This window comes from Acidiphilium iwatense (assembly GCF_021556475.1).
Classification (GTDB): Bacteria; Pseudomonadota; Alphaproteobacteria; order Acetobacterales; family Acetobacteraceae; genus Acidiphilium; species Acidiphilium iwatense.
In genome coordinates this window covers 132,273-148,096 of sequence record NZ_JAKGBZ010000002.1, presented here as the reverse complement: position 1 = coordinate 148,096, position 15,824 = coordinate 132,273, and the positions used below count along the sequence as shown (strand labels likewise).

Sequence of the window (15,824 nt, the reverse complement as noted above, 5' to 3'; positions counted from 1 at the left end):
CTCCATCCTGCTTCGGCTCGCTCCTCTATCAGGAGGCGCGGTTCTGTTCCAGGCTGGCAAGGCAGGAGGCTTGGGATATCCCGCGCGGCATCGGTCTCGCGGTCGCGACTTCCGGCTGGCCGGCACTGCTCGGATAGAAAATGACGTCGAGCCGGCAGACCCGCGAATCGTAAAGCCAGACCTGGGCCGGCCCGTCGATCCGCCGCAAGGCGGGCGCGCCGAGTTCGGCTTGCAGGCTGGACGGCGTGGCGCCCACCAGGGTCGCCGGGGCGGCCGATCCGGCGTTTGCGGCCGTACGGGGCGCGGGAGTGGCGGCGCATCCCGCCAGCGCCAGCGGCACCGAGGCCATCAGCCACCAAATTGGGCGTGTCCGCTTCACGGTTCGCCGATCCGGCGTCCGATTTCCGTCAGTCGGTCTTGGCGCCGCTATCGGTGATCATTTCGATCCGGCCGGTGATCTGGCCGCCATCCTCGACCTGCAGGCGCTTGCAGCGGGCGGTGCCGAGCACCTTGCCGGTTCCGCGCACGATCAGCGCGTGGCGCGCGGTCAACGTGCCGTCGATCGTGCCGGCGATCTCGGCCTCCTCGACCTCGACCTCGCCCTTGAACACGCCGCCCTGGGCGATCGCGAGCTCGGTCGCATTGATCATCGTGGCTTCGACGGTGCCTTCGACCACCAGGCGTTCGGCGTCCTGCACCACGCCCTGCACGCTGATGCCCCGGCCGACGACCAGGGTACGGCGCTCGGCGGCTTCCGGCGCACGAGTGCCGGTGGGACGGAAAGCAGCGCCGGGCAGCGGCGAGGCCGGCTGGGTCGCCGGCGCGGGTTGCGGCTGGGTCGGAGCGAAGGGGGAACGGGCCATGGGCGTCTCCTTTTCGGTAGGCGTAATGTCGGCGGATCGCGGGCTCGGAGATGGCGTCGCGGGGCGGAATGGCGGCATGCTGAGCCCGTCATCCGAAGCCTGCTGAGACGATTGCGTGCCGGTTTCCTGCGAATCCTGGTCATGTTTCGGGTCGGATTGCTGGTCGTCGCGTTTCAGGAACTTGATCACGGAACCTCCACTCGCATCGCGGTCTCGGCAGCTAGCACGCACGGCGCGCGCCGGACAATGACCGGGCGGCCAAAAAACCCGAGTTTTCCCCAAGGTTCCGCAATCCGATCGATTATCCGCGCGGCAATGCACCGGCCATGTCTTGGCCGATACTTGGTGCGGGCCGCCGGGGATGTTAGGCGGACGTGACCATCCATCACAGGAGACGGCGATGACCGCAACGCGGCTCGATCTGATCGGTATCGGCAATGCGATCGTCGATGTTCTGGCCCGCACCGACGATGCGTTTCTCGATCGGCACGATATGCGCAAAGGGTCCATGGCGCTGATCGATGCCGGGATGGCGGAGCGTCTCTATGCGGCGATGCCGGCCGGGCAGGAAGCCTCCGGCGGTTCGGTCGCCAATAGCTGTGCGGTGGCGGCCGGTCTCGGCGCGCGGGTCGCCTTTCTCGGCAAGGTGGCGGACGACCAGCTCGGCGCCGTGTTCGCGCACGACATGCGGGCGATGGGCGTATATTACCCCACCGAACCGCTCGCCGGCGGCGATCCCACCGCGCGCTGCCTGATTTTGGTGACCCCGGACGGCCAGCGCACCATGAACACCTATCTCGGCGCGGGCGGCGCGTTCGGCCCGGACGATCTCGACGCCGGGGCGATCCGCTCGGCGGCGATCCTCTATCTCGAAGGCTATCTGTTCGACCCCCCGGCGGCGCAGGAAGCGTTTCGCGAGGCGGCGCGCATCGCCCGCGCGGCGGGTCGCCTTGTCGCCTTGTCGCTCTCCGATCCGTTCTGCGTCGACCGCCACCGCGCCGGGTTTCTCGACCTGATCGCGGAGGGCGTGGATATATTGTTCGCCAATGAAGCGGAAATCCGTGCCCTGTTCGAACGGAACGATTTCGAGAGCGCGGCTGATGCGGCGGCACGATCGGTGCCGCTCGCGGCGCTGACGCGAAGCGAGATGGGCAGCGTGATCGTCGAAGGGGTGACCCGCCATCGCGCCGATGCGGTCCTCACCGACGTCGTCGACACCACCGGCGCGGGCGATGCCTATGCGGCGGGATTCATGGTCGCCCTGTCGCGCGGCGAGAGTCTTCCCGCCTGCGCCGCACTGGCAAGCCGCACCGCCTCGGCCGCGATCGCGCGGATCGGCGCGCGGCCGGATGCGGCAACTCTCGCGGCGCTGATGCGATAAAGCCTCGCCGCCATCGAATCGGCGTGGCCCGTTAACGATTTGGCAAGATTCTTCTGCTGATATGCAGGCCTGAAAACCGGCTTCGCGGCCTTCTCAATTGAAGCCGCGCAGCCGCCGGGAAAATCCCGGCGCCATGCCATTCATCATCGTCGCGCTTCGGGCGCCAGCCTCGCGGCGTGCAGGAGAATCGACCATGCTCGACTATGCGAAAACCTGGCTCGCCGTACGCGGGATTTCTCTCGTCAACGACAAGCGCGGCGTGACCGCGCTGGAATATGGGCTGATCGCGGCGCTGATCGCCGCCGCGATCGTTACTGCCGTTTCCACCCTCGGAACCGATCTGAGTACGTTGTTTACCAACCTCAGCACGCATCTCTGATTACGCACGAGCGGGGCGAGAAATTATCGTTCCTCATCGAGGCAAACACTCATGCTTTTGCGAGTCTCTTTATTCTGTCTATTGGCGATCGGTCTCGCGGGTTTCGGCACGGTGGCCTGGCTGGATCTGCATCCGGCCAGGCCGCACGAAGCGGCGCCGCATAAAATCCTGCTTCTTGCGACCGCGCATGCGCTGCGCGCGGGCAGCCTGATCCAGCCGGCCGATTTCACCGCCCTGGTCGAGCACGGCGCCAGGGCGCCGCTCGGCACCGTGCCCGATACGCCGTTCAACCGTTCGTCCTATACCGGCGCCATGGTGCGCCATCCGCTCGGCGCCGATGCGCCGATCGTGGCGGGCGACGTGATCCGCCCCGGCGATCACGGCTTTCTCGCCGCCGTCCTGCAACCCGGTATGCGCGCCGTCTCGGTCGGGGTCGATGCGGTCACCGGCACCGCCGGGCTGATCTGGCCGGGCGATCACGTCGATCTTCTGCTCACCCAGCAGCTCAGCGCGCCCAATCTGCCGCCCGCGAAAAGCGTTGCCGCCGAAACCGTCCTGTCCGATGTGCGGGTCATCGCGATCGATCAGCGCCTGGTTCAGGGTGCCGACGCGAAAACCCGGCCGCGCGCTCTCGCGCGCACCGTCACGCTCGAAGTCACGCCAGACCAGGCCGAGCGCGTCGCCGTCGCCGCCCATCTCGGTCCGCTGTCGCTGATCGTCCGGCCGACCGATGCGGCAAAGCTGCCGCGTCCCGCACCGCCGCCGGTCTATAGCGGTCAGGTTTCCCCCGCGCTTGCCGCGGTCAGCGCGCCGATGGCGGCCGACAGCGTCACCGTGTTTCAGGGACCGGCGCGGCAGACCGAGTTCACTCCGCGATGAGTCGTCCCGGCGGCAAAATCCTGCGGGATCGTTCATGAACGTTCCGCCAAATCAGGTGTTGGATGTGTCGCATTTCTCATGCCCGTCCGGCGCGCATCCGGGACGGTCCGGTTTTGCGGGTTTCGTCGGCGATGCCGACACTGTCCACATTCTGAGGACGGTGTTCGGCCCCGCATTCCCGGCCGGGCTCGAATTGCACCGGCTTTCGTTCCGGGAGACGGTCGGTCATCTGCGCCGGGTCGAAACGCCGGCGACCATCCTGGTCGATATTTCAGGAGAGGACCAGCCGCTCACCGCGATGCTTCAGCTTGAGAGCGTGGTCGATCCGGGGACCAGGGTGCTGGTGATCGGCGATAACCGCAGCGTCAGTTTCTACCGCACGCTCACCCGGAATCTCGGTGTCAAGGAGTATCTTCCGAAACCGCTCGATGCCGCGGCGGTGGCGCGGGAATTTCTGCCCTGGGCGGCCGGTGGAATTCCTGAAATCGACTCCGCCCGCGGCGGTGCGATGATTGCCATTTGCGGCACGCGCGGCGGCATCGGCGTGACGACGCTTGCCGCCAATCTTGCCTGGTTGGTCGGGGCGGAGACGCGCCGACATACCATCCTGCTCGACGCCGACCTGCATCGCGGCAGCGGTGCGCTGGCGATGAACGTGCCGCCGAGTACCGGCCTCAGAACCGCGATCGAGGCGCCGGACCGGATCGATCCGCTGTTGATCGAGCGCGCCGCCCATCCCGCGGCCGAACGCCTGCATGTGCTGGCGGCCGAGGAACCATTGACCGAGAAATTCCCCTATCGGCCGGGCGGCGGAAGGGCGCTTTCGGCTGCCTTGCGCCAGCGCTACAATTTCGTGATCGCCGATATTCCGGCGCGTCCTTTCGGTTTTGCCGCCGAGATTCTCGCGCTTGCGCAACAGCGTGTCCTGGTCGTCGACGCCACATCCCAGAGCCTTGCCCATGCGTGGCGCTGGCTCGGCCGTCCGCCGGGACCGATGCAGGCGACCCGGCCCATTCTCGTCCTCAACCGCTACCAGCGGCAGCGCCAGATGATGCCGAGCCGGATCGAGGCTTTGCTGAAGACGGAGATTGCCGTGGTCGTACCCGATATCGCCCAGGCGGCGTCACGCGCCGCCGATCTTGGCGAGGTCATCGTGACCAGGAAAGGCAAGTTCCGCGACGCGCTGATCGAACTCGCGCATGTGGTTGGCGCGGGTGCCGCCACGGTTGGCGTGTGATGGACGCATCGCCGGTATTCGGCCGCCGCTCGACCACCCAGCCATTCGACGGGTCGATCGGCTCAGGCAAAATCCAGGCGGGCGTCCGGCAAAAAGACGTCGATCTGATCCGCGCGCTTTGTCTTTCGAAAATCGACGCGTCGGTGATCGCATCTCTGTCGCAGTCGCGGCTGCTCCATACGGTCGAGGTTCTGCTCGCCGAACTGGCAACCGAACACCGGATTCAGTTCAACGGCCGCGAGCAGCGCCAGATTGCGGCGGAACTGGTCGACGACATGCTGGGCCTCGGCCCGCTGGAGCCCTTGCTGGAAGACGACACGATCACCGACATCATGGTGAACGGCCCCGAGAAGGTGTTTGCCGAGCGCAGCGGCAAGCTGGACCAGTTGCAAGTGCGATTCCGCGACTCCGCGCATCTTGCCAATATCTGCCAGCGTATTGCCGCCTCGGTCGGGCGGCGGGTCGACGAATCGAGCCCGATGGTCGACGCAAGGTTGAAGGACGGCTCGCGCGTCAACATCGTGCTGCCGCCGCTCGCGCTCGACGGCCCCTGTTTGTCGATTCGCAAATTCGCGAAAAAGCCGATCAGTTTCGCGCGGCTGATCGAATACGGCTCGCTCACGCCGCCGATCGCGCGCATTCTGGAAATCGCCGCGCGGTGCCGGCTCAACGTGGTGATTTCCGGCGGGACCGGCTCCGGCAAGACCACCTTGATGAACGCGATGAGCAGTTTCATCGACCCGGCGGAGCGGGTCGTCACGGTGGAGGACGCCGCCGAATTGCAGCTTCAGCAGCCCCATGTGGTCCGGCTGGAAACCAGGCCGCTCAATCTCGAAGGCAAGGGCGAAATCAATCAGCGCGACCTGTTGCGCAACGCGCTGCGCATGCGGCCGGACCGGATCATCATCGGCGAGGTGCGCGGACCGGAAGCGTTCGACATGCTCCAGGCGATGAACACCGGGCATGACGGCTCGATGTCCACGATTCATGCGAACAATACGCGCGATGCGCTGGCGCGGATCGAAAACATGGTTCAGATGGCCAGCATGGGCCTGTCGCTGCGGGCCATCCGCATGCAGGTCGTCTCCGCGGTCAACCTGATCGTTCAGGTCGAACGTCAGCGCGATGGCGGGCGGCGCGTCGTGCAGCTGACCGAAATGTCGGGAATCGAGGGCGAAACTCCGCTGCTGAACGACATCTTCAAATACGAAATGCAGGGCGAGGACGCGACGGGGCGGCTGCTCGGCCGCTATATCGTCTCGCGCATGCGGTCGAGCTTCCACGAACGCCTGACCTATTTCGGCCTGTTGCGATCCTGGTCGGCCGCTCTCGAAGAGGCATGCGGCGCATGACCGATCTGCCGGTCCTTCTGGCATTGAGCCTGATCATGACGATCGGCCTGGTTTTTCTGGCCGTCAATGTCGTCCATGCCGACCGGCACGAGCGCCGGATGGGTTTGCGGCTCAGCCGCGTCACCACCGGCCTGATCGTCCAGGACACCGACCGGAAGCCGGAATCCGCCAAGATTCTGGAACGATTTCACCGCCCGTTCGACCTGGCGTTGAGCTGCATCGGAATCGACCGGAAACGGGCGCTGGATTATCCGGCGCCCTGGTGGGCGATCCTGATCGGCGTGGGTGCTGCCGGGCGCGCGGTTGCGTTCCTGGCGTCGATGATGTTCGGCGGCATCGGCACCGCGCTCTGGCCGCTCGCGACCATCATGATCGCGCGCTTCGTTTTCGGCTCCATCCATGCGCGCCGGTCCTCGGTCCTGCTGAACCAGTTTCCCGACGTGCTGGCGACCATCGTGCGCTGCGTCCGGGTCGGAATTCCGGTGCAGGAGGCGCTGCGCATCATCGCCCGCGACATGCCCAGGCCGACCGCGGTGGAATTTGCCCATATCGCGGATCAGGTCTCGATCGGGACGCCGCTCGATCAGGCGCTGAAGGAACTCGCCGGACGGTCCAGACTGCCCGAATACGGCTTCTTCGCGACGGCGCTCAGCCTGCAGGCGCGGTCCGGCGGCGGTCTCGCGCAGACGCTGGAAACTTTGGCCGAAGTGATTCGCAAGCGGGTTGCGATGAAGGCGCGAGGCTACGCGCTTGCCGCCGAGGCACGCACCAGCGCCATGATCCTCGGTGCCATCCCGATCGTCGCCGGGCTCGGGATCGAGTTGCTCCAGCCGAAATACATGGCCGTCCTGTTCATCAGTCGCAAAGGGCGCTTCATCTTCGGCGCGGCGGTCGGCATGTTGATGATGGGCACGCTGACCATGCGCACGATCATTCGCCGCAGCCTCAGTTAGGCATCCAGCAATGAACGCGCTCTATATCGGCGTGCCGGCCTTCTTCCTGGTGGTTTCGGTCATCGCCTTCCTGATGCTGAAACTGGTGATCGAGGAGGAGAAGCTCGCGCGCCGGATTGGCCGGGCGGCGGGGATTTCGGCGCTTGCCGACGATAAATCGACTCTACAGCCTCTGCATATCCGGGTCGTCACCGGGCTCGGCTTCGCGGTGGCCCGCAGCGGTCTGCTGAGCACCAGAACCCTCGCCGAGCTGCACCACACATTGCGGATGGCCGGCATCCGCGACCAGGGCGCACTTGGCTTTTTTGTCGGCGCGAAACTCCTTACCCTCATCGTGCTGCCATGCGTCACGCTGGGTTTCGCGCGCCTGTCCGGCATGGTTGAACTGCCGGAACTGGTTCTTGCCTGCGGCGGTGCGGTCGTCGGCCTGCTTGCGCCTGACATGATCATCCAGCGGCGGCGCAAACGCTTCATCAAGCGCGTCGAAGCCGGGCTTGCCGATGCGCTCGATCTGATGGTGATCTGCGCGGATGCCGGGCTCAGCCTCGAAGCCGGGCTCGTCCGCGTCGCGCAGGAGGTGCGGCAATCGCACGATGCGGTTTCTCAGGAACTGACGATCACCGCGAACGAGATGCGCATCGGAACCAATATCCGCGATGCCTTGACCGCGCTGGGCGCGCGCACCGGGCTCGATAGTCTCAAACGCCTCGGTTCGACCTTGATTCAAACGATCCAATACGGCACGCCGCTGACCCAGGCGCTCAGGATTCTGTCCGCCGAGCTCCGCCAGGAGCAGCTCACCCGGTTCGAGGAGCGCGCGGCCCGATTGCCGGTGCTCCTGACCGTGCCGATGATCGTTTTCATCCTGCCCTGCGTGTTTCTGGTGGTTGGCGGCCCGGCAATCCTCAAGGTGATGGCCGTGTTCTGACGTTGGGCAAACATCGCGCCGGCGAATTTATGCAAAAAGCGCACCAAATCGTGCCGTGGCGTATTCCGTCTGTTTGAATTGCTTGGTATGATCCATGCATGGCACTTGGACCGCGTCTCGATCTAAGGCAGACCCAGTCGCTGGTGATGACCCCGCAATTGCGGCAGGCCATCCAGCTTCTCCAATTCACCAATGTCGAAGTCAATCAGTTCATCGAGGACGAGCTGCTGAAAAATCCGCTGATCGAACGCGCGGACTCGGAATCCGATGCCACCGCCCCGCTCGCTGCCGCGTCCGACGGCATGGCGATCGCCCAGATGGAAGCCGCCCCCATCCCCGCCTCCGAATACGGCGCGAACGGGCTGGTTACGGTCGATGCCGACGCGCCGGGCGCGCAGACTCCGCTCGATACCGATTTCTCCAATGTCTATGATTTCGGCGGAACCTCCGATGGCGGCGGCCGGGATTCCGGCATCGGCTTCGAAGATGACGACGGGATCGGCCAGATCGCCGATCGCCCGCCCGATCTGCGCGAACATCTCGAACAGCAGGCACGGCTTGCCTTCCCCGATCCCGCGCAGCGCCGGATCGCGGCGGCGCTGATCATGGCGCTCGACCCCTCCGGCCGGCTCGCCGATACGCCGGAGGCGATCGCCGTGGCGCTCGGCATCGGGTTCGAGGTTCTGGAGCCGGTCCGGCAGGTGATGCTGCGGTTCGATCCCACCGGCGTGTTCGCGCGCGACCTCGCCGAGTGCCTCGCGATCCAGCTCGCCGAGCGCAACCGGCTCGACCCCGCGATGGATGCCCTGCTTGCCCATCTCGACCTGCTGGCCCGGCGCGATCATCGGGCCCTGATGGAGATATGCGGCGTCGATGCCGAAGATCTGCGCGACATGATCGCGGAGCTGAAGCGTCTGAACCCTAAACCCGGCGCGGGGTTCGACGCGTCGCCGATCACCCCGCTCATTCCCGACGTGCTGATGCGCCCGGCGCCGGACGGCGACTACATGCTCGAACTCAACCCGGAAACCATGCCGCGCGTGCTGATCCGGCGCGGATTTCACGCCCGCATGGCGGCCAAGGCGTCGCGCGAGACCAGGCAATTCCTCTCCGACCGCATCCAAAGCGCCAACTGGCTGGTGCGCGCGCTGGAATCCCGCGCCGAGACGATCCTGCGGGTCGCCGGCGAAATCGTCCAGCATCAGGGCGCGTTCTTCCGCTTCGGGATCGGGTTTCTCAAACCGCTGACTTTGCGTGAGGTGGCCGCGGCACTCGACATCCACGAAAGCACGGTCAGCCGGGTGACCTCGAACAAGGTGATCGCGACCCCGCGCGGCGTTTTCGAAATGAAGTTCTTCTTCACCACGGCTCTTGCCGGCGCGAACGGGGAGAGCCACAGCGCCGAAGCGGTGCGCCACCGCATCGCCGCGCTGATCGAGGCCGAGCCGCCCGCCGCGATTCTATCCGACGATGCTCTGGCCAAATTGTTACAGAAGGAAGGCATAGACATTGCCCGCCGAACTGTGGCCAAATACCGCGAGGCGCTGCGTATTCCCGGCTCGGCGCAGCGCAAGCGGGACAAGGCGCTCGGCATCGCCGAGCCGCTATCCCCTTCGCCTCCGCTGCGAGCCGGCAACACTGGCTAACAAGAAGGATCACTGGTGATGCAGATCACGGTCTCCGGCAAGCAAGTCGATCTATCGGATGCCTTGCGCGTCCATGTTGCCAACCATCTCGATACGATCGCCACCAAGTACTTCGACTATGCGCTGGAAGCGAACGTCACCTTCAGCCGGGCGCGCAGTTTTTTCACCTGCGACATCAATGTCCATGCCGCGCGCGGGCTGACCCTGCGCGGCGAGGGCGAAGCGGCCGACGCCCATGCCGCGTTCGACGATGCGGCCGAACATATCGCCAAGCGGCTGCGCCGCTATCGCCGCCGGGTGAACGAGCACGCCCGCGAAATCGCCGGTCGCGACCGGCCGGAAGCGGCACGCCAATATGTGCTGCAGGAGGTTTATGAGCGGGACGACAAGCCGGCCGTCAACGGTGCCGGCAGCACCGAGCCGGATACCGGCCCGCACGCCGCGGTGGTCGCCGAAACCCCGACCGAAATCGCCTTCCTCTCGGTCAGCGAAGCGGTGATGCGCATGGATCTCGCCGATCAGCCGGTGCTGATGTTCCGCAACTCCGCCAACCGGGCGCTCAACGTGATCTACCGGCGCAGCGACGGCCATATCGGCTGGATCGATTCCAGCACGACGAGCTGAGATTCAGTCAAGCTCAAGCAGAGCCTCCGCACAGGCATTCAGGATCGCGTCGGTATCGATGCCATAGGCGCGATAGAGATCGGGAATGTCGCCCGACTGGCCGAAATGGTTCGGCCCCAGCGTATAGGCGCGCTGCCCGCGCACCCCGCCGAGCCAGGCATGGGTGCTCGGGTGGCCATCCAGCACCGAAACCAGGGCGGCATCGGCGGCGAGCGGGGCGAGCAGACGCTCGATATGCGCGGATGCCCGCGCATCGCCGGACCGGCGGGCGAGCTGCGCATCCCGCCACGCGGCGAACAGCCGGTCCGGGCTGGTCAGCGCCATCAGCCCCGCATCGGGTTCGTCCTCGATCAGCGCCGCAAACGCCGCTTCGGCCTCCGGCGCGACCGCACCCTGATACAATATCGCGATGCGGGCACCTTGCTTGGGGTGCACCACCCAATGCGCGCCGGCGATCACCGATGCCTCGTCCAGCGTGCGCTCGGGCTGGGCCAGCAGCCGGGTCGACAGGCGCAGCCAGACCGAGGAGCCTTCCGGCCGCTGCATCCAATCGAGCCCGTGGCGCAGCAGGATCGCGAGTTCGTCGGAATAGGCGGGCTCGTAGGCCGCGATGCGGTCCTGCACCATGCCGAGCAGCGGCGTGTTGGTCGATTGGTGCTGGCCGCCCTCGGGCGCCAGCGTGATCCCCGAAGGGGTCGCGACCAGCAGGAACCGCGCATCCTGATAGCAGCCGTAGACCAGCGCGTCGTGGCCCCGATTGACGAACGGGTCGTATACGGTGCCGATCGGCAGCAGCCGCGCGCCCTGCATCGGTGCGGCCAGTCCGGCGGCGGCGAGCAGCAGAAACAGGTTCTGCTCGGCGATCCCGAGTTCGATGTGCTGGCCGTCCGGGCTCATGCCCCAGCGCTGCGCGGAGGCGAGCTTGGAATCGCGGAACACGTCGTTGCGGGTGTGCCGGTCGAACACGCCGCGCCGGTTCACCCAGGGGCCGAGATTGGTCGAAACCGTCACATCCGGGCTCATGGTGACGATATGTTTCGCGAGTTCCGCGCAGTCGCCCTTGCCCCGGCCGATTTCCGAGAGAAGCTCCCCGAACCCGCCCTGGGTCGACATACGCCGCCCGGCGAACGGCGCGTGCGGCAATTGCGCCGGCACGTTCACGAGTGGCGCTTCAAGGGTACGCCCATGCGGCGCCAGCCGCCCGGCAAAGGGCACCGAGGCGACGAAGCGGCGCAGCCGGTCGGGCTCGTCGATCCCCTCGAACGCGTCCCATTCATGGCCGTCGCGCACCCGCATCACGCTGCGGAACGCGCCCATCTGGTCCTCGGTCATCAGCCCGGAATGATTATCCTTGTGGCCGGCGAACGGCAGGCCGGCGCCCTTGGTGGTATAGGCCAGGAAACAGGTCGGCTGGTCAGACAGCGCGGCGGTCTCGAACGCTTCGATCAGGGTCGGCAGATCGTGCCCGGCGAGGTTGGTCATCAGCGTGGCCAGGGCGTCGTCGTCCAGCCGGTCGATGATCGCGCGCACCCCGCGCGAGCGGCCGAGATCGGCGACCAGCGCCTGGCGCCACGCCGCACCGCCCTGGAAGGTCAGCGCGGAATACAGGCTGTTCGGGCAATCGTCGATCCAGGCGCGTAACGCGGCACCGCCCGGCTGGCGAAACGCCGTCTCCAGCGCCTTGCCGTATTTCAGGCTCATCACGTTCCAGCCCATGTCGCGGAACAGGCCCTCGAACCGGCCGAACAGCCGGTCCGGCATCACCGAATCGAGGCTCTGGCGATTGTAATCGACCACCCACCACACGTCGCGGACATCGTGCTTCCAGCCTTCGAGCAAGGCTTCGTAGATATTGCCCTCGTCGAGTTCGGCGTCCCCGGCGATCGCGACGTGCCGCGCCGGCGACCGGCTCGGGTCGGTCATGCCGTGGGCGCGCAGATAATCCTGGATCAGCGAGGCAAACGAGGTGATCGCCACGCCAAGCCCGACCGACCCGGTGGAGAAATCGATCTCCGGGCCGTCCTTGGCGCGCGAGGGGTAGGCCTGCGCCCCGCCGAACTGGCGGAGCCCCATCATTTTTTCCACGGTCTGGCGGCCGAACAGGAAATTGATCGCGTGCAGCACCGGGGCGGCGTGCGGCTTGACCGCAACGCGATCCTGCGGGCGCAGCATATGGAAATACAGCGCCGTCATGATCGACACCACCGACGCGCAGGACGCCTGATGCCCGCCCACTTTCAGCCCGTCGCGATTGGGGCGGATGTGGTTGGCGTGGTGGATCGTCCAGGACGACAGCCACAGCAGCTTGCGCTCGATCTGGCGCAACGACGCGTAGTCCACCGCCTGCCGCGCTCCGCTATCGGCCGCAAACCCGGCCAGTATCTCGTCCATTTCCGGTTCCCGTCCTGTCGCTACCATTATAGCGCGAGCTGGCCGATCCGCGCCACCTAGGGAATCAAGGTCATGGTTCCGCGCACCTGAAGCGGTTTCGCCGGCAGGGCGATGGTCCGCCCGTCGCGCCACGGTTTCAGGAAATCCCGCGCCTCGGGGCTGAAGATATCGCCGGACTGGCCGGGCGTCATGATGAACCGGCTGCGGTCGAGATCCGCCAGATCATACACCCCGCGATAGCTCGGCCCCTGCACCGCGATCCAACTATTCGGCGCGGGCACCGAACGGTCCACGGTGCTGCCATCGCCCGGTACCGCGATCGACGGCGAGATATACCGCCCGATCAAAGGCAGCTGACCGAGCAGCATGTCGGGAAACACCGCGCGATGCGGGCCGGCCCAGCGCCAGCGCTTAGGATCGCCGCCGTAATGCTTCGCCAGCGCGGCCATCGCGCGATCCGCCGATTGCGCCAGAAGCGTCCCGCAATCGCCGCCGCACCAGTTTTTCGCGACGCGCCGTGCGGTCAGCAGGGCCTGCACGAACTGCATATGCGCCGGCCCGGCGAGGGCGAGCGGCACATGGTTGCGCGCCAGCACATCGTGACGGAACGCGCGCAGCCAGGCATTGAAAATCAGCGGCTGCGGCATGCGCCGGCGCATCGTGCCGTTCCAGCCATGCAGCAAATTCACGGCGCGCCGCGCGAGTGTGGTGTTCGGGCGGATCGCGTCGAGCACCGGCAGAAGCTGCTGTGCATAGGCGCTGACCACATCATGCTGAATCGCGACGAACTCCGCCACGGTCAGCGTGCGATGCCGCGCAAGCGCCGCGCGGATCGCGGCCGACCGCCAGTCGCCGAACTGATCCGCGCCCATATCGACTGGAAAACCCTTCGGCGCGACCTGCTCATTGGTGTTGACCAGCACGTTGCTCGGCGGCGCGATGATGCGCGGCAGCGCCTTGCCGCAGGCGAGCCCGATCCATTGGTCGGAGGATTTGCCGCCGTCGAGCGGCCACGCGCCGTCCCCCGCGCCGCGGAGCGGCACGCAGCCGGTCACGATCAGCCCGATGCGCCGGCGGCTCGCGACCAGAAGATTTTCGACCGGCGTGGTGATCGCGGCCGCCGCGTCCTCGGCGTCGTGCAGCGAGGGTGCCGCGTCGAGCCGCATCAGCCCGTCCGCCGCCCGATCGTCATGCGTCAGGTTGGCCGCCTTGAGCGCGAGGGCGGTATGCTTGCGCAGGCCGACCACCGGCCCGTCGATCGTCGTGCGCACCACGAACGGCACCGGTTTATGGCCGGCAACCTTGATCGTCTCCCGCTCGATGCCGAACGCGAGCACCCCGCTCGGGCCTTGATAGTGGGTCTTGCCCACCCGCCTGAAGGCGAAAATATCCTGCACCGCCGCGCCGTTATTGGTGAAGGTCCAGGCGATACGGCGGTTATGGCCGAACACCAGGAACGGCGCGCCCGGCGCGGTCGCCCCGGCCAGGGTTTCATCGCCGGCATCGATCCGCGCGAGATACCACAGCCCGGGGAACTGGAACCCGAGATGCGGATCGCCGGCCAGCAGCGGCGCGCCGGTCGCCGAGCGGGGGCCGGCGACCGCCCATTCGTTCGATGCGGTGCGCGGCCCGGTGAACGGCGTCGGGAATCGCGGGATCGCCGCCAATGCCGCCAACGCCGCCCGCGCCTCGCCCGGTGCGTGGTCAAGGCGCGCCGTGTCAGGGGGCGGCGGGCTCACTTTCGGCCAGAGCTGGCCGATTTTCGCGCGCGGCATGTGGCGCGACAGCGCCAGCCGCTCCAGCTCAACCGTCGCGTTTCCCGAAAGCTCGTCGGCGAGCAATTCGCCCCACAGCAGCGAATCCCGCACCCGCCAGGGCCGGGGTTTGCCGTAGATCAGGAACTCCCAGGCGCTCAGCCGGCCGCGCTGCGCGATCCAGGCATTCACTCCGCGCGCATAAGCGGCGAGCAGCGACCGTGCCTTGGGGCTCAAATGCCGCTCGGACGCGATCGCCGCCGCCTCGAACCCCATCGTGCGCATATGTTCGTCGACGCCGAGCGTTCTTTTGCCGAACCATGCGGACAGCCGCCCCTCGGCCGCACGCCGCAACAACTCCATCTGGAACAGCCGCGCGCGGGCATGGAGATAGCCGAGCGCCTCGGCGGCATCGTCGGTATCGGCGGCGCGGATGAACGGCACGCCGCGCGGCCCGAAGGTGACGGTGACGGGCGCCGTCAATCCTGGCAGGCGGAACCGGCCACTCTGGCCAGGCATCGTCACCAGGATCAGCGTGCCCGCGGCCAAGACCGCGGCGATGAGCAGCGTGACCACGGCAAGAACGGCGAATTTCACCACGCGGCGCAAGGAGCCGTTACCCTGCGGCCAAACCAAGCGCGCAGATATGGCGCCAATGTTCGGCGCCGATCGGGCAGACCGACAGGCGCGACAGGCGGATCAGGGCGATGCCGTCGAGCGCGGGATCGGCCTTGATCTCGGCCAGGGTGACCGGCCGCGGGATCGGCGCCACGGCTTTCATGTCCACGGCCACCCAGTCGCCGGTCTCCGCGGTCGGGTCGGGATAGGCTTCGCGCACCACCTCGACGATGCCGACGATCTCTTTGCCGGTGTTGGAATGGTAGAAGAACGCCCGATCGCCCCGGCGCATCGCCCTGAGATTGAGCTTCGCCGTGTGATTGCGCACCCCGGTCCAGGGTTCGACGCCGTTCGCCACCTGCTGGTCCCAGGAAAACGCCTCCGGCTCGGATTTGACCAGCCAGTATTGCATCGGGTTACGCCGTGACCCTGCCGTCGCGCACCACGGTGCGGAAAGCGCGGATTTCGGTCCGGCCGAACAGATTGGCGCGGCTATAGGGGTCGTTCGCGATCAGCGCCTCGGCGGCTGCGCGGTCCGGCGCCTCATAGACGATCATCGAGCCGCACGGATCGCCGGCATCGTCGATCAGCGGTCCGCCGAACACGATGCTCCCGGCGATTTCGGTCAGATAGGCGAGATGATCGGGGCGGATCTGCTTGCGCAGCGCGAGGCCGCCGTCGCGGTCATGGGCGATCAGGATGAACTGCATGGCGAAACTCCCTGTCGAGGCGATGAGCCCTGTTCTGCCACGACCATGGAATACATCACAATGCCAAGATGTGATCGGAATGCCTTGTTTCGCGCGGAAGACAGGGGAT

At 66.6% G+C, this 15,824-nt stretch carries 15 protein-coding genes; 9 read left to right on the top strand and 6 right to left on the bottom strand.

Going from position 1 to position 15,824, the window contains the following annotated elements:
- Positions 1-28 precede the first annotated feature (28 nt).
- Both L2A60_RS02190 and L2A60_RS02185 read right to left on the bottom strand, forming a co-directional pair.
- Positions 29-379 (bottom strand): hypothetical protein, encoded by a 351-nt coding sequence (locus tag L2A60_RS02190; protein ID WP_235702729.1) that lies wholly within the window; start codon positions 377-379, stop codon positions 29-31.
- A gap of 28 nt (positions 380-407) precedes the next feature.
- A complete protein-coding gene (locus tag L2A60_RS02185; protein ID WP_316044761.1) occupies positions 408-863 on the bottom strand; it encodes a bactofilin family protein in 456 nt (151 codons plus the stop codon).
- Between the two features lie 400 nt (positions 864-1,263).
- On the opposite strand from L2A60_RS02185, the gene L2A60_RS02180 reads away from it, so the two are divergent.
- The 9 genes from L2A60_RS02180 (at position 1,264) to hpf (ending at position 10,242) form a co-directional block, all read left to right on the top strand.
- Positions 1,264-2,244 carry an adenosine kinase gene (locus tag L2A60_RS02180; RefSeq protein ID WP_235702728.1) on the top strand — a complete coding sequence of 327 codons (981 nt, stop codon included), beginning with the start codon at positions 1,264-1,266 and terminating at the stop codon, positions 2,242-2,244.
- 193 nt (positions 2,245-2,437) lie between these two features.
- Positions 2,438-2,623, top strand: coding sequence for a Flp family type IVb pilin (locus L2A60_RS02175; protein WP_235702727.1), 186 nt, complete (start codon positions 2,438-2,440; stop codon positions 2,621-2,623).
- A 51-nt stretch (positions 2,624-2,674) separates the two neighbouring features.
- The gene (cpaB, locus tag L2A60_RS02170; RefSeq protein ID WP_235702726.1) at positions 2,675-3,502 is read left to right on the top strand and encodes a Flp pilus assembly protein CpaB; all 828 of its coding nucleotides are present in this window, start codon (positions 2,675-2,677) and stop codon (positions 3,500-3,502) included.
- A gap of 34 nt (positions 3,503-3,536) precedes the next feature.
- Positions 3,537-4,739: an AAA family ATPase gene (locus tag L2A60_RS02165; RefSeq protein WP_235702725.1), complete on the top strand. Its 1,203-nt coding sequence runs from the start codon at positions 3,537-3,539 to the stop codon at positions 4,737-4,739.
- Positions 4,739-6,091 (top strand): CpaF family protein, encoded by a 1,353-nt coding sequence (locus L2A60_RS02160; protein ID WP_268920091.1) that lies wholly within the window; start codon positions 4,739-4,741, stop codon positions 6,089-6,091. Before L2A60_RS02165 ends, L2A60_RS02160 begins: the two co-directional genes overlap by 1 nt.
- Complete coding sequence (locus tag L2A60_RS02155; protein ID WP_235702723.1) at positions 6,088-7,044, top strand: type II secretion system F family protein; 957 nt, start codon at positions 6,088-6,090, stop codon at positions 7,042-7,044. Before L2A60_RS02160 ends, L2A60_RS02155 begins: the two co-directional genes overlap by 4 nt.
- 10 nt (positions 7,045-7,054) lie before the next feature.
- Positions 7,055-7,972, top strand: coding sequence for a type II secretion system F family protein (locus L2A60_RS02150; RefSeq protein WP_235702722.1), 918 nt, complete (start codon positions 7,055-7,057; stop codon positions 7,970-7,972).
- Between the two features lie 98 nt (positions 7,973-8,070).
- A complete protein-coding gene (rpoN, locus tag L2A60_RS02145; protein ID WP_235702721.1) occupies positions 8,071-9,618 on the top strand; it encodes an RNA polymerase factor sigma-54 in 1,548 nt (515 codons plus the stop codon).
- 18 nt (positions 9,619-9,636) lie between these two features.
- Positions 9,637-10,242 carry a ribosome hibernation-promoting factor, HPF/YfiA family gene (gene hpf / locus L2A60_RS02140; RefSeq protein ID WP_235702720.1) on the top strand — a complete coding sequence of 202 codons (606 nt, stop codon included), beginning with the start codon at positions 9,637-9,639 and terminating at the stop codon, positions 10,240-10,242.
- Between the two features lie 3 nt (positions 10,243-10,245).
- Here hpf and L2A60_RS02135 read toward each other — a convergent pair whose 3' ends face one another.
- From L2A60_RS02135 to L2A60_RS02120, 4 genes are read right to left on the bottom strand one after another with little or no spacing between them, the layout of a single operon-like run.
- Positions 10,246-12,633, bottom strand: a complete 2,388-nt coding sequence (locus tag L2A60_RS02135) for a 1-deoxy-D-xylulose-5-phosphate synthase N-terminal domain-containing protein (RefSeq protein WP_235702719.1) — start codon at positions 12,631-12,633, stop codon at positions 10,246-10,248.
- A gap of 56 nt (positions 12,634-12,689) precedes the next feature.
- On the bottom strand, positions 12,690-15,023 hold the full coding sequence (locus L2A60_RS02130) for a penicillin acylase family protein (protein ID WP_235702718.1): 2,334 nt from the start codon (positions 15,021-15,023) through the stop codon (positions 12,690-12,692).
- On the bottom strand, positions 15,004-15,417 hold the full coding sequence (locus tag L2A60_RS02125; protein ID WP_235702717.1) for an EVE domain-containing protein: 414 nt from the start codon (positions 15,415-15,417) through the stop codon (positions 15,004-15,006). Before L2A60_RS02125 ends, L2A60_RS02130 begins: the two co-directional genes overlap by 20 nt.
- A 4-nt stretch (positions 15,418-15,421) precedes the next feature.
- Positions 15,422-15,715, bottom strand: a complete 294-nt coding sequence (locus L2A60_RS02120) for a YciI family protein (protein ID WP_235702716.1) — start codon at positions 15,713-15,715, stop codon at positions 15,422-15,424.
- Positions 15,716-15,824: the final 109 nt, after the last annotated feature.

Excerpts from the sequence above, each read along its gene's own strand:
- L2A60_RS02185 (WP_316044761.1), bottom strand. The coding sequence starts at position 863 with ATGGCCCGTTCCCCCTTCGCTCCGACCCAGCCGCAACCCGCGCCGGCG.
- L2A60_RS02180 (WP_235702728.1), top strand. The coding sequence starts at position 1,264 with ATGACCGCAACGCGGCTCGATCTGATCGGTATCGGCAATGCGATCGTC.
- L2A60_RS02175 (WP_235702727.1), top strand. The coding sequence starts at position 2,438 with ATGCTCGACTATGCGAAAACCTGGCTCGCCGTACGCGGGATTTCTCTC.
- cpaB (WP_235702726.1), top strand. The coding sequence starts at position 2,675 with ATGCTTTTGCGAGTCTCTTTATTCTGTCTATTGGCGATCGGTCTCGCG.
- L2A60_RS02165 (WP_235702725.1), top strand. The coding sequence starts at position 3,537 with ATGAACGTTCCGCCAAATCAGGTGTTGGATGTGTCGCATTTCTCATGC.
- L2A60_RS02160 (WP_268920091.1), top strand. The coding sequence starts at position 4,739 with ATGGACGCATCGCCGGTATTCGGCCGCCGCTCGACCACCCAGCCATTC.
- L2A60_RS02155 (WP_235702723.1), top strand. The coding sequence starts at position 6,088 with ATGACCGATCTGCCGGTCCTTCTGGCATTGAGCCTGATCATGACGATC.
- L2A60_RS02150 (WP_235702722.1), top strand. The coding sequence starts at position 7,055 with ATGAACGCGCTCTATATCGGCGTGCCGGCCTTCTTCCTGGTGGTTTCG.
- rpoN (WP_235702721.1), top strand. The coding sequence starts at position 8,071 with ATGGCACTTGGACCGCGTCTCGATCTAAGGCAGACCCAGTCGCTGGTG.
- hpf (WP_235702720.1), top strand. The coding sequence starts at position 9,637 with ATGCAGATCACGGTCTCCGGCAAGCAAGTCGATCTATCGGATGCCTTG.
- L2A60_RS02135 (WP_235702719.1), bottom strand. The coding sequence starts at position 12,633 with ATGGACGAGATACTGGCCGGGTTTGCGGCCGATAGCGGAGCGCGGCAG.
- L2A60_RS02125 (WP_235702717.1), bottom strand. The coding sequence starts at position 15,417 with ATGCAATACTGGCTGGTCAAATCCGAGCCGGAGGCGTTTTCCTGGGAC.
- L2A60_RS02120 (WP_235702716.1), bottom strand. The coding sequence starts at position 15,715 with ATGCAGTTCATCCTGATCGCCCATGACCGCGACGGCGGCCTCGCGCTG.